Origin of the sequence: Faecalibacterium sp. I4-1-79 (assembly GCF_023347235.1) — a bacterium.
GTDB classification, from domain to species: Bacteria; Bacillota; Clostridia; order Oscillospirales; family Ruminococcaceae; genus Faecalibacterium; species Faecalibacterium tardum.
Window position 1 is genome coordinate 2,288,283 of the sequence record NZ_CP094467.1, and the last position, 12,381, is coordinate 2,300,663.

At 55.6% G+C, this 12,381-nt stretch carries 11 protein-coding genes; 2 read left to right on the forward strand and 9 right to left on the reverse strand.

What is annotated here, in order from left to right; translation table 11 throughout:
* Positions 1–236 precede the first annotated feature (236 nt).
* Positions 237–827, forward strand: a complete 591-nt coding sequence (locus MTP36_RS11335) for a helix-turn-helix domain-containing protein (RefSeq protein ID WP_249250537.1) — start codon at positions 237–239, stop codon at positions 825–827.
* Positions 828–1,018: 191 nt separating this feature from the next.
* Complete coding sequence (locus MTP36_RS11340) at positions 1,019–1,801, forward strand: hypothetical protein (protein ID WP_249250555.1); 783 nt, start codon at positions 1,019–1,021, stop codon at positions 1,799–1,801.
* A gap of 77 nt (positions 1,802–1,878) precedes the next feature.
* Here the strand turns inward: MTP36_RS11340 and MTP36_RS11345 are convergent, their stop codons facing one another.
* From MTP36_RS11345 to MTP36_RS11385, 9 genes are all read right to left on the reverse strand, one after another.
* Positions 1,879–3,396, reverse strand: a complete 1,518-nt coding sequence (locus MTP36_RS11345; protein WP_249250556.1) for a hypothetical protein — start codon at positions 3,394–3,396, stop codon at positions 1,879–1,881.
* Between the two features lie 133 nt (positions 3,397–3,529).
* Positions 3,530–6,049 (reverse strand): leucine-rich repeat domain-containing protein, encoded by a 2,520-nt coding sequence (locus MTP36_RS11350; protein ID WP_249250557.1) that lies wholly within the window; start codon positions 6,047–6,049, stop codon positions 3,530–3,532.
* Between the two features lie 50 nt (positions 6,050–6,099).
* Positions 6,100–7,593, reverse strand: a complete 1,494-nt coding sequence (locus tag MTP36_RS11355; RefSeq protein ID WP_249250576.1) for a bifunctional metallophosphatase/5'-nucleotidase — start codon at positions 7,591–7,593, stop codon at positions 6,100–6,102.
* A 34-nt stretch (positions 7,594–7,627) separates the two neighbouring features.
* Positions 7,628–8,701 carry a hypothetical protein gene (locus tag MTP36_RS11360; protein ID WP_249250588.1) on the reverse strand — a complete coding sequence of 358 codons (1,074 nt, stop codon included), beginning with the start codon at positions 8,699–8,701 and terminating at the stop codon, positions 7,628–7,630.
* Between the two features lie 35 nt (positions 8,702–8,736).
* Positions 8,737–9,366 carry a gamma-glutamyltranspeptidase gene (locus MTP36_RS11365; protein WP_249250591.1) on the reverse strand — a complete coding sequence of 210 codons (630 nt, stop codon included), beginning with the start codon at positions 9,364–9,366 and terminating at the stop codon, positions 8,737–8,739.
* Positions 9,367–9,390: 24 nt separating this feature from the next.
* A complete protein-coding gene (locus MTP36_RS11370; protein ID WP_015537005.1) occupies positions 9,391–9,936 on the reverse strand; it encodes a DUF6935 domain-containing protein in 546 nt (181 codons plus the stop codon).
* Between the two features lie 33 nt (positions 9,937–9,969).
* Positions 9,970–10,401 carry a hypothetical protein gene (locus tag MTP36_RS11375; protein WP_242965737.1) on the reverse strand — a complete coding sequence of 144 codons (432 nt, stop codon included), beginning with the start codon at positions 10,399–10,401 and terminating at the stop codon, positions 9,970–9,972.
* Between the two features lie 13 nt (positions 10,402–10,414).
* A complete protein-coding gene (locus MTP36_RS11380) occupies positions 10,415–11,263 on the reverse strand; it encodes a TPM domain-containing protein (protein ID WP_249250593.1) in 849 nt (282 codons plus the stop codon).
* A gap of 14 nt (positions 11,264–11,277) precedes the next feature.
* Positions 11,278–12,369 carry a hypothetical protein gene (locus MTP36_RS11385; RefSeq protein ID WP_249250595.1) on the reverse strand — a complete coding sequence of 364 codons (1,092 nt, stop codon included), beginning with the start codon at positions 12,367–12,369 and terminating at the stop codon, positions 11,278–11,280.
* Positions 12,370–12,381: the final 12 nt, after the last annotated feature.

Here is a 12,381-nt window from a genome sequence, read left to right on the forward strand (position 1 = left end):
ATAATTTTTATAAATTTTTTATGAATTTTTATAGAAATTTTACTATTTCTAAAATTTTTGTCAAGAGCTTTTCTATTTTTTTCACATTTTTCAGAGTATTTTATAGGATAAGCACGAAATTATCTGATTTTCTTTGTAAAACTTTTATAAATATCGAATATTTTCTCACTTATTTACGTACAGGGCATTTTGTGATATACTGTAAATAAACTTTTTACGAAAAAGCGGGAGGTCTTATGCTGGGCGAACACGTTCGAAATATTCGGAAAAAACGGGGAATCACCCTCAAAGAACTGGCCGAAAAGACTGGTTTGTCCATCGGGTATATCTCCCAAATCGAGCGCAATCTCACCGACCCGTCCCTGTCCACCCTGCGCAAACTCAGCGCCGCTCTGGACATCCCCACCTATCTGTTTATGGGAGGTGAGCACAGCACTGGCCTGACAACCCGTCAGGCGGATATGATGATCCTCTCCCAGCCCAATTCCAATATACGGTATCACCTGCTTACGCCTATGCCCAACGGAAATTTTGTACCTCAGTCGTTGGTCATACGCTTTGAGCTGGAACCCCACTGCAAGGACGGCGACCTGCCGGTGATCCATCCCAGTGAGGAAATCCTGCTGCTGGAACAGGGGCAGCTGGATGTACTGGTGGAGTCCGAGACCATCCGCCTGAACGCCGGAGACACCACTGTGGTGCAGTCCAACCTGCCTCACGTCGTTTCCAACCCCGGGGATACCACAGCGGTGGGGCTGGCTGTGTTTACCCCTGCCATTTGGTTTCCCAACAACCGGCGCAGTTTTAACCGCAGTGGCGAAACCTGAATCTTCTCATAAGAATACCAAAAAGAAGTACAGCCATTGCCTGTACTTCAGACTATTGAAAAAGGTCACCGGAAGGTGGCCTTTTTCTCGTAAATGGGAAGAAAACGAGATGCCTGTCGCAATTTTTGTTATACACAATCTATTTGTGTTCATTCAACGCCATTCGGGTAATTTCAAGGCGGAAAATTTTTGTGAGTATCTTTGGTCAAAAAGGCAATGGTCTTTTGGTGGCAGTCCGTGGTAAACAGAAGCAGGTTGATCATCTGCGTAATGAAGTTGAAGAACTAAAACATCAATTGGATGCGGAACGAGCAAAGAATGACACATTAAAAGCAAAAATCACGGCATATCAGAAAAATGATTTAAGTGCAGTAAAGAAAGCGGAAACACGTTATGAAGAACAACTAAGGATTCTTAACGAGCAAATTAGGGATTATGAACAAATGAAACCCGAACTCGAACGGCTGCGAAACTTTTTCTTTGAACAAAATATTGGCGCAGATGAATCTGATGTTCAGGCAGTAGAAAGTGGCAAACAAGAGGAGATTGCCAAGTACAAGATTATTACTGTTGGAGGACACGAGCAACTAAGAAAGAACATCAAAGATGCATATCCATCGATAATGGTACTAGATGGTACACCAAAAAGTCAAGATTTTCATCCTGTAGAAAATTCAGACTATGTATTTATCCTTACGCAGCATATGAGCCATGGCCGTCGATGCCATCGTACTACGATTGTTTTTAAAAAATTCTGTATCACTACTCGCACCAGACAAGGAAGATCCAAACCTTTTCTCGAAAGAGAAGGGTTCGGATTTTTTGTTTTTGGCGGCGTGCCCCGCCGCACAACAAAAGCATCCGCAGCGCATGGCCGGGCTGCTTCAGCTCAGGCGCAGTGCGCTGCGGATGCTTATTTTTTATGCCGCGCCCCCTCTCCTGATGGGAAAGTCAGGGCATCGGCTGCGTTTTGATGTCATTGGCCGGAACACGCCCGCTTTCCTGGCTCTCCGGTCAGGGGAGCTGCCGGGCGAAGCGAGACTGAGAGGTTTTATCCTGCCAGCTTGCGGTAGGCGTTCAGCACCTGATAGGCCGGGATGCTGCTTCCCGGGGCAAATTTGCCGTTCAGGCGGCGCTTCATCAGCCCCTGCTCCACGCACCACTGGGCTGCCTTGGCGGTATCCGGGTCTGCCACGTCTGCAAAAGCCGGGGCCTCGGCAGGCTCGGGACGGCCTGCGGTGTTCCACAGCAACAGCGCGGTCTGGGCGCGGTTTTCGGGTGCAGCCACGCCTTCCGGCAGCAGGGCTTGCAGCTTGCGGCCGGAAACATAATTGTACACGCCATAGCCTACAACGCCAGCCGCCACTGCGCCTGCCGCTGCCACGATGACGACCGCACCGCCGCCGTCACCGCCGCCGGTAGAGCCGCCGGGGGTGGTGCCGCCCGGGGTAGAGCCGCCCGGGGTCAGACTGCGGACATAGCCGCAGATGTTGCAGGTGGTATCCTTGTCGTTATCGTAGACATGGGCTTCGGTGTCCTGCACCGTATGGCAGATGGGACACTCCATCCAGTGACTGTGCTCGTCGTGGGTCATTTCCATCGTGTGGTCGTGCTCAAATCCGCCCGGATTCAGCGACACCGAATAATGCTTTATTGCGCAATATTCCGTATCATCGTTCTGGGTCCAGCTGAACTCTGTTTCCCGTCCGTTCACTGTACAGACGGTTTCCTCGCTAAACTTATATCTGGGTTTTGCGTACAGACCCACCTGAAGGGTGTACCGTTTGCCCGGCCTGAAGGAGCCGGTGATCGGCTTGCCGCCTACGCCGTCGCCCTCGACCCAGTAGATCTTGGCGTCACAGACGTCTGCTCCGTTGTCCAGAATAACAACGGTCTCGTCCGGCATTTTGCCATTTTTGGGGGTGTTTACACGGAGATTCACCTGCTTGATTCTGGTAATGGTCAGCACCTGCAGACTGAATACGCTGGTCAGTCCATTGCCGCAATCGTAGGTGTAAGTTACCCGGTCTGCACCCGGGTTCACCTTCAGGGTGTTGCCCTCCACAGTGCCGCCAACCCATCCACTGGCCTTATTTACGTCAAATCCAGCAGGGAGGGTACTCAAGTCAAACGTACGTTCGGTCTCATCAATGGTAATGGGGTACTTGTTTCCAGAGCACTCGAAGTTTTCTGGCGTTAGCTTGGTGTTGTAGCTTAGGTTCAAAGATGTCAGCTGGTTATTGGAGCAATTCAGCTTCTTCAAGTTGCGAAAACACGTAATGCCCCACAGGCTGGTAATATTTTTGTTGCGGACATCGATCGTAGTGACAGCTCTCCATTCGCCTGGCTCCAGAATTCCATTCGGTTCTCCATCCTCCGATCCTCCTTTGTCAAACGTCGTTCTGATATATTCCAGGAACGTTTTGTCCGGAAAGTTTTCGCTGTGCAGGGGAACCCAGAAATCGACTTCATCGTCCGCAAAGGCGCTGAAGGGCAGGAAGGTGAATACCATAGCCAGCGTCAAAAGGGCACTGACAAGGCGCGTTCGTTTTGAGAATCGTTGTTTCATGGGGTGCTCCTTTCTGTGGTAAAATTTTTTTCAGGGCCCCATTCGGGAGAAGCGTCAGCTTCTCCCGAAAAAAGGGTACCCTTTTTTAAAAAGTGGTCATTGCCCGGCAGGGGGCAGAATGATTCTTCGGTTGTCAGCCTCCTGCCAGCCTGCGGTAGGCGTTCAGCACCTGATAGGCCGGGATGCTGCTGCCCGGGGCAAATTTGCCGTTCAGGCGGCGCTTCATCAGGCCCTGCTCCACGCACCACTGGGCTGCCTTGGCGGTATCCGGGTCTGCCACGTCTGCAAAGGCCGGGGCGTCGGCAGGCTCGGGACGGCCTGCGGTGTTCCACAGCAGCAGCGCGGTCTGGGCGCGGTTCTCGGGTGCAGCCACGCCTTCCGGCAGCAGGGCTTGCAGCTTCTGGCCGGAAACATAGTTGTACACGCCGTAGCCCACAACGCCAGCCGCCACTGCGCCTACTGCCGCCACGATGACGACCGCACCGCCGCCGTCACCGCCGCCGGAGGGAGGCGTCACCGGGGGTTCCGAAGGCGTCACCGGGGGTTCCGGAGGCGTTACCGGGGGAACGGTGCCGCCGGTGCCAGTCACATCCAGCTTGAAACTTACTTCCAATATATCGCTTCTGCACTTATAAGCGTAGTACACTACGTTTGTGCCTTCATCGACTGTCAGAATGTTCCCATTGGCTTTGCCATGCTCCCATCCTGTAACCCGGCTTTTATCAAAGTTCCCGGGCAGAGTGCTCAGGTCAAACGTACGGTCAGGGTTCAGGGTAACGGTGTAAACATTATCACCGCTGTAAATATCCGTAAGAGAGAAATCGAGCTTCGGGTTGTTGTCCAGATTCAGGCTGGTGAGATGGTTATCCCCAAGCCACAATGTAGTCAATTTTGGACTATCGCTGACATCCAGCACGGTCAGCTGGTTGTTGAAACAGTTCAGATCCTTTAAGGAAATCATATTGTTCAAATTCAGCTGGGTCAACTGGTTATGGGCACAATTCAGTTTATTCAGCAGTTTATTCTGGCCCAGAATCAGCGATGTCAGCTGGTTGTTTTGGCATTCTACCTTTTCCAGCTGGAACTTATGGGACACATCTGCGTCCAGCTCTGTCAACCGATTCCAGGAACAGTAAAGTGCTCTCAGAAATTTACTATTTCTGACATCCAGTTGCTCCAGATCGTTGTGCGAGCAATCGAGAGTCACCAAATCTTTCAGATGCGATACATTCAGCTGTTCCAACTGGTTCTCGGAACAATTCAGATAGTCGATATCCGGGTTCTTGCTCAGGTCCAGCTGGGTCAGTTGATTCTTATTGCATTTCAACGTTATCAGCATTGGATTCTGTCTCAGGTCTAATTTCTGGATAGAATTGTTTCCGCAATCCAATTCGGTCAGGTTAGGGAACGCCTCAATGCCTTTTAAGTCACTGATATCCTTTTTATTGATATTGATTATTTTGACTTTGCTTCGTTCTTCCACCGTGAGGACATCTCTGCCACCTGCTATGTTGCCCTTGATGTACTTTCTAAAGTTAGCGTCGGGGAAATTTTTCTCATTGATGGGCAGACTGGTTTCAAAGATGAATGTGCGGTTTACTCCATCGCCGCAATTGTATTGGTAGCTCACCTCGTCTGCGCCCGCATTCACTCTTAGAGTTTTGTCGAAAACAGAGCCGCCGTTCCAGTCGGTGGCTTTGCTCACGTCAAAGCCGGGCAGGGTGTTCAGGTCAAACGTTCCGTCTGTACGGACAGCAATGGGACACCTGTTGCCATCAGCTATTATCGTGCCGCTGATTCCAGTAACGTCCAAACAAGCCAACCGATTCTTTGCACAATTCAGATGACTCAAACTGAGATTTTGGCTCAGGTCCAGCGTTTTCAGCTGATTATCATTGCATATCAAAGATGTCAAGCCGCCATTCTGTTTCACGTTCAGTTCCGTCAATTTATTTTTGCTACAATCCAGCTGTTTCAGCTGCGTCTGGCTACTGACATCCAACTCCATCAATTGATTTCCAGAGCAATTCAGTTCTTTCAGCTTGAAGCATTGGCTGACATCCAACGTCATCAGGTCGTTGTTGGAACAATCAAATTTGACCAGTTCCCCCACGCTATCCATTACGATATTCCTTATTTCGTTATTGGAGCAATTCACCTCTTCAAGATTCAGCCCATAGAGACTGCCCAGATTCATGTAGGTCAGTTTATTATTGGAGCAATTCAGTTTTTTCAGTCCGCTTGAAAGAATAGGATAAGACTCTTTCAGTTGATTATCGGAACAATCCAGCTCCTCCAGTTTGAAATTTTTGCCAACATTAAGTTCTGTCAAGCCAATACCGTGGCAATCCAGCTTTTCGAGATCTTCAAAGAACTCGATTCCCTTAAGCCTTTTGATTGCATAACTGGCTGGAATCGTCATACTCTTGATATCCACATCGAGCTTGCCATCGTTGTTTGTGTCACAATAATCTATGAGAAAGCTCCGAAATACCGCATCCGGGAACTTAAGTGCAAAATCCAGCGAATCAAAAGCAATTCCTGTGCTCGCCGTGTTTGCCGCAAAGGCGCTGAAGGGCAGGAAGGTGAATACCATGGCCAGCGTCAACAAGGCGCTGACAAGACGCGTTCGTTTTGAGAATCGCTGTTTCATGGGGTGCTCCTTTCGTTTTTCGTGTTGTTATTGCTGTGCGGTAAAGGGGTTCAGCCGGTCTGCGCGGTAGAGGGCAGGATGGTCATTCGTCCGTCCACCACCGCGTCCAGCATCTCGTGCTCCCGGAAATACTCCATCAGGATATCCTGACAGGAGGTTGCCACGCTGCGGGGCTTCTGGAGCTTGCAAAGGGTGTCGTAGGAGATGTTGAAAAAGCTTTCGATGTTTTTAAAGTGGTAGTTCTGCAAGCCCACGGTGAACAGGGCGTCATCGCCGATCTCCTTGCCCACCTCCCTGCCGCAGTAGGTAAAGTAATCAAAATCGCCCTTGCGGCGGTCGTACCGCAGGCGCAGGGTGGAGGGCAGCTGGTAGAACTCCGTATGGCCGGTGTAGGCTTCCTCCCGCAGCATGTAATGGAGCATCTGGCGCAGCTGCTGGCCGGTCACCTTGAACATGAATACGCCGTCATCGTAGGGGAAACCCTCGATAAGGTCGCCGTAGGTAACGATGGGGCCCAGCTTTTCGGCCCGGATGCTGCCGGAGCCGATCAGCATCACATCCACCCCAAGGCTGCGGGTAAAGATATCGGCAAACAGGTTGCCAAGCTCGGTCTCCTGCGTGCGCTGGGGGTGGGTAAGCTCCCGGCGGAAGCGCCCTACGATGTGGCTGTACTTTTCGTCCACCTGACTGGTAAAGCGGTGCAGCACCTGCTCCATGGCGGGGTTGCGGGGGCAGGTCTCGGCGCAGATGGGCACGGTGCGCCACGTGTAGGAATCGATGCAGTTGTTGTCCGTGTCCACGATGATGTCAAAGCGCCCGATCTGGTCGGTGCCGGTGCCCGCCTGCGCAATGACCACGCCGTTTTCCTCCACCGCGTGCTCCGGCAGGGTGTGGCTGTGCCCGCCGATGATCAGATCCACTCCCCACGCCGGGTCCAGCTGGCGCGCCAGATGGCGGTCCTCCTCAAAGCCGATGTGGGTCAGCAGCACGGTAAAATCAATATCGATGCTGTTGTGGGCGTTGCAGATCTTGCCCACCTCGGCGGCAGCGGCGGCGGTGTCCACAAAGGACCCTACCAGAGATTCGGACTTGGTCTGGTTGATCACGTCCTGCGTGATGATGCCGATGAACAGGATGTTCATGCCGTCCATCCGCAGGATCTTGTAGGGGGTGAACAGCCGGGTGGGGGTGTTTTTGATGTAGAGGTTTGCGTTGATGATGGGAAAGCGCGCGCATTTCTCGATGAACAGCAGATGCGCGATGCCGTAATCCACCTCGTGGTTGCCGATGGTGACTACGTCCGGGGCAAGGGCGTTCATGATCTCGATGGTGGAAAGCCCCTTGTATTCGGAATCAATGACCGAGCCCCGGAACATATCACCTGCAATGACGTAGATGGTGTTGGGCTGTTCTGCCCGCACCTTTTCGATGTAGCCGGACAGCATGGAAACGCCGCCCACCAGTTTTTCGTCCACCTGCTCTGCCAGAAAGTCTCCGTGCAGATCATTGGAGTGGAGGATGGTGATCGTTTTGGTTTGTTTCATGGTGCATTCCTCCCGGTGTTAGTGTGCGCGCCGGTCAGCCCATGGCCTCCTGCCGTGCAAAGTAGACCGTGTTGACAAGGCTCAGGTAGCTCTCCTGACCGTCCAGATAGACCTTCAGGGCAAGGGTGTCCTCGTCCTCCAGCGTGACGGCGTAGCGGGAGCCGTCCTCCCCGGTAAAGGTGGCGTACCACTCCTGATTGGAGCGGAAGGGTACCTCCGGGGTGCCCTCCTGATAGAACAGGTCGGCTTCCTCCACGTTCAGCTCCGGGTAGGGGGTGATGTAGCTGGCGGTCAGGGGCAGCTGGCTGCCCTCGGTGTCAGCATCGGTGGGCAAAAAGCACATCCGGTCGGCGTCTGCGGGGTCGGTGTCAAAATAGCCCTCGTCGGTGTCGCGGCCGGTCTCCAGCCAGTTGCCTTCCAACGACCAAGGGCTGGTAGTGGTCTCCCAGTCGTCTCCCTCCGGGTAGATGGTAAAATCGCACACGCCCTCGGCTTCCACCACATGGCCATTCTCGCCGGAAAGGAAGGGGCTGAATACCAGCTCTTCGCCGGTGCTGGGGTACAGCTCCACCTCGGTGTTGGGGGCGATATCGCTGATGTTGCACAGCAGCAGGATGGGCTGGCCGTCCTCACTGTAATAAAGCTGTTTGCCGCGCTGGAGCGGGTTTTCGGCATCGTCTGTCAGGCTCGTCTCGTAGACGAACAGAGTGGCATCCGGGTCCTGCGGGAAGATGCAGTACAAATCGCACCCGCCATCCGGTGCCACGACCCAGTGATCCTGCGGGATGTCATAGACGAAGCCCCACAGCTGGCGTAAGTCCGGCTGGCTGTCCAGCACCTTCTGCACATCGGTGGTCACCTCGTAGGAGCCGCCCAGATACAGCACACAGGCGCGGTATTCGTCCTCCCCTGCCAGAAGGCGCATATAGGCCACGTCCTCCGGCTCTTCGTATTCCTGCTCTTGGGTGCTGGGTGCGGTCATGCCGTCACCGTCCAGCTTATTTTTGGATGCAGAACTGGCCGGGTTGCCGCCCTTGGACGACCCGCCGCAGCCTGCAAGGCCGATGGTCAGCGCCAGCAGGGCTGCCAAAAGTTTGATCTTTTTCATAGGTTCTCCTTTCTCATGCCCTGCCGGGGCGCACCTCAGGGGGCAGCGCCGGGCGTTGGGTGTTGGGAAAAATCGTCTACGCCCTCCACCGGCACAGGGCGGCCGGTCTCGGCGGAAAGCTGCGGGTTCCAGTCCAGCGGGCGTCCGGTGCTGCAATAGACCGTTACCATGGTGTCGGTGTCCTCCCTGCTGCCGTTGCACAGCAGCAGAATGGGCTGGCCGCCCTGCCTGCCGTAAAGTTCTTTCCCCAGCTGCGCAGGATACGCGGGTTCCTGCTTTTCATAGACAAAAAGCGTATCCTCCTTGCGCACGGCAAAGATGCAGTACAGCTCGCGCCCGCCGCCCGGCGCTGTGACCCAGCGGTCTGCCGGGATGTCCGCAACAAACTGCCACGGCTGTTCCGGTAAGCTGTCCAGCACGGCATGCACATCGGTGGTGCGCTCCGGGACGCTGCCCAGATAGAGCACCCCGGCAAGGTCTCCGTTTTCCCCGGCCAGCTGCCGCAGCGCGGCAAGCTGCTCCGGCTCAGCGGAATCGGCACCGGAAGCCGCTGTGCTGCTGCCCTGCCCGGCGCTGCCGGGGGCGGGGCGGACGGGGTCGCCGTCCACCGCACCGCACCCTGCCAGACTGAAAGCCAGTGCAAGCAGTGCTGCAAAAGTTTTCATGGCTTTCATGTCAGCCCCTTTGTTTTATGCCCACGGGTCGGCAGACGCCGGGATGCGGATGCCGGTCATCAGGTACTGCTCCCACAAGAACCACTGCCCATCGCCCTTGCGGCGCAGCTTGATGGGGCGGGGGCTGTCGGCGCCGCCGCAGGGGATGAACAGCTTGCAGTAGCCCTCCTCGGTGTTGGAGGTGTGGTTGCTGCCCACCAGCAGGGTGAAGGGCTGGCGGGGGGTATAGCCGTTTTCCGGCGACGCACCCACAAAGTAGGAGAACGGGATATAGCTTTTGCCGTCCCGGAAGCGGTCGTTCAGGAAGGAAATCTCCTGCCCGTTCATGGGGCGGGGGCCGCGCAGCCAGTTGAGCATCTCCAGCCCGATGTTTTTATCGGCACCGTAGGCGCACAGTGCGCAGACGGTGAGGGCTGCGGTCTTAAAGGGGGTGTCCAGACTGGCCTCCGGCAGTGCCTGCATCTGGGCAAGGCTTTCCGGCAGAGCCTGAAAGGTAAAGGTGACGGTCTGGTTGCCGGAAACATTTGCGGCGGCCTGCTTCATCTTATCAAAAAGTCCCATGAAAATACTCCTTTCTGTTTCAGCTGTGAGGGTTCAGCTCCGGTTCGGGTCATGGCGGGGCACGGTCCGCCTGCGGACGATCTTCTGGTTCAGATCCAGACTGAGGTTTACAAAATAACCGTTTTCAAAATACCATGCAAGGTCCTTTGTGTCCATGCCAACGCTGTTGCACAGCCACCGCAGGGGCACCTCCGGCCCGGAGTAGCTCTCCACCCTGCGGGCGATGGTTCTTGCATGGTAGCGGCGTTTTTCGTTGCGTGCGAACAGAACAAGGGGCACTGCGCCCACCACGATCCAGAACACATACCCGACAACGTGGGAGGTGTCCTTAGCCTGCAGGTCCAGACAGAGGGTATACAGCCCGCCAACAGAGCAGAACACGCAGAAGGCAAGCCCCGCGTTCCGCAGCCATTTGAGGACACGGGGAATCTCGCCGCGGGCTTTTTCCGAAAGATAAGGGTTCATAAACATACTCCTTTCAGAACGAGCCGCCTCCACCGCCGTGGGTGGTGCCGCTGGAAGAGGTGTGGGTGGAGCTGCCGCCGGAATCGCTGGAGCTGGACTCCTTCGGCCGCTCGGTGCGGTGCACGTCACGGTACAGGAACAGCTCCCGGCTGTTGGTCAGATTCATGCTGCCCTCCCGCACATAGCTGGCGGCATTCTCCTGGAACGCCACGCTGCGCAGCTGGCTTTTCATCACATGGACGACGACCCATGCCAGCACAAGGCCGATGCCCAGCGCAAGGAACAGGTACATGAGAGACAGCGGCTCCCGGGGCAGGTTATTCACGTCATAGGGGTGGCCCGCCCGGGCAGCGTCGATGTAGGTATCCGACCACTGGACAAAGGTGCGGAAGGCACCGGCGTAATCTCCATCGGCCATGAAGGGGGTCATCTGCTGGCCAAGGTACTGGATGCCGGCATCCGTAAAGGCGGTGATGCCGTAGCCGCAGGTGGAGATGTGCCACTTGCGGTCGCCCACGCTCACCAGCAGCAGCACGCCGTCCATATCGGGGCCGTAGCCGTACTGGCAGTAGTCATACAGATCATCGGCAAACTGCTCCATGCTGTCGGCACCAACGCTTTCCATCGACTCGATGGTGGCAATGGTCACATCGAAGCTCTGGCGCAGGCTCAGTTCTTCCAGTGCGTCCTCCAGCTCGTTGTCCTCGTCCTCGGTCAGCACCTCAGCGTCGTCGAATATGCGGTAGTACAGGTCGGCAAAGCCGCCCTCTACCGCAAAGGCCGGAACAGCCAGCGCCGCCGCAAGAATCAGTGCTGCCAGCGCCGCAAAGAGGGCGTGCAGTCGGTTGGAAGTCTTTTTCATCGTTCGTCCCTCCTTTACAGGATCCGTGCCAGCCACAGCAGCCACATCACGCCGTAGGACGCGGCGGAAAGGGCAGCCGTAAGGCCCAGCATCCACTTGCGGGCAGCGCCCTTGTCCACGGGCAGGTCACCCACGAATTTGCCGGTCTGACCGTTCATGGCAAACAGATAGTTTTCGCCCCGCCAGCTGGTGCTCAGCAGCCAGACCGGGAACAGCGCGTACTTTGCCTTGCCGCCGTGCAGCTGGATGCTGCTGTTATCCACCTTGACCGAATCGTAGCCGGTAACGGTCTGCTGGAACGTCTCCTCAGTGGAGCGGCGGATGCGCTTGTTGGCCCGCTCGATGCTGTCCTCGGCGCTCACATCGTATTTGTCCGCCACATAGCCCGCCAGATAGGCGGTCTGGAACGGGATGGCGTCCTGCATGGCAAAGGGCTCGATGGATTCCATCAGGTCGTCCTCGATCTTGGAGGAGCCGTCCACCGGCACTGCGTCAAAACCCAGTGTGCCGTCCCGCCGGACGGAGTAGTAGTTGGTCTCGGTATAGTCGTATTTGCTGTCCGACCAGCATCGGGTCCGGGTGGCGGTGAACCGCAGCTGAGCGTCGGCGTCGCTGTCAAAGAGCCAGAAAGGCACATACACGCCCTTGATCTCGTCGATGTGGTTCTGGCTGCGGAACACCCGGGGCAGCAGAGTCTTGCCCTTGAGGTGCTCCTGCAGCTTTGCCTTGGCGGCCTTTTTGTCCAGCTTGAAGGGGATGATAAGGTCGGGCCGCAGGGCCCCGGCAAACTGTCCGGTGAGCACGATGGGGTTGCCGCAGAAGGGGCAGGCCGAAGCGGCCATGGTGTCGTCGCCCACGATCTCGCCGCCGCAGCTCTTGCAGCTGTAAGTATGCAGACCGGCGGTCTCCCCTTCTGCCCAGCCGCCGCCGGGGGTCGCCCACTCCATCTCGCTGGGCTTTTCGTCCTTCAGTTCCTCGTCATAGCCCTTGAGGGTATCCACGTCGAACTCGGTGTCGCAGTAGGGGCATTTCATCTTCTGGGTGGCGCTGTCAAACTGAATGGCGCCATCGCAGCAGGGGCACTTGTATTCCAGCATTCCTGCCATAGCGTTTCCTCC

Coding starts and splice junctions, on each gene's coding strand:
- MTP36_RS11360 (WP_249250588.1), bottom strand. CDS start 8,701: ATGAAAAAGATCAAACTTTTGGCAGCCCTGCTGGCGCTGACCATCGGC.
- MTP36_RS11335 (WP_249250537.1), top strand. CDS start 237: ATGCTGGGCGAACACGTTCGAAATATTCGGAAAAAACGGGGAATCACC.
- MTP36_RS11355 (WP_249250576.1), bottom strand. CDS start 7,593: ATGAAACAAACCAAAACGATCACCATCCTCCACTCCAATGATCTGCAC.
- MTP36_RS11345 (WP_249250556.1), bottom strand. CDS start 3,396: ATGAAACAACGATTCTCAAAACGAACGCGCCTTGTCAGTGCCCTTTTG.
- MTP36_RS11370 (WP_015537005.1), bottom strand. CDS start 9,936: ATGGGACTTTTTGATAAGATGAAGCAGGCCGCCGCAAATGTTTCCGGC.
- MTP36_RS11375 (WP_242965737.1), bottom strand. CDS start 10,401: ATGAACCCTTATCTTTCGGAAAAAGCCCGCGGCGAGATTCCCCGTGTC.
- MTP36_RS11350 (WP_249250557.1), bottom strand. CDS start 6,049: ATGAAACAGCGATTCTCAAAACGAACGCGTCTTGTCAGCGCCTTGTTG.
- MTP36_RS11380 (WP_249250593.1), bottom strand. CDS start 11,263: ATGAAAAAGACTTCCAACCGACTGCACGCCCTCTTTGCGGCGCTGGCA.
- MTP36_RS11385 (WP_249250595.1), bottom strand. CDS start 12,369: ATGGCAGGAATGCTGGAATACAAGTGCCCCTGCTGCGATGGCGCCATT.
- MTP36_RS11365 (WP_249250591.1), bottom strand. CDS start 9,366: ATGAAAACTTTTGCAGCACTGCTTGCACTGGCTTTCAGTCTGGCAGGG.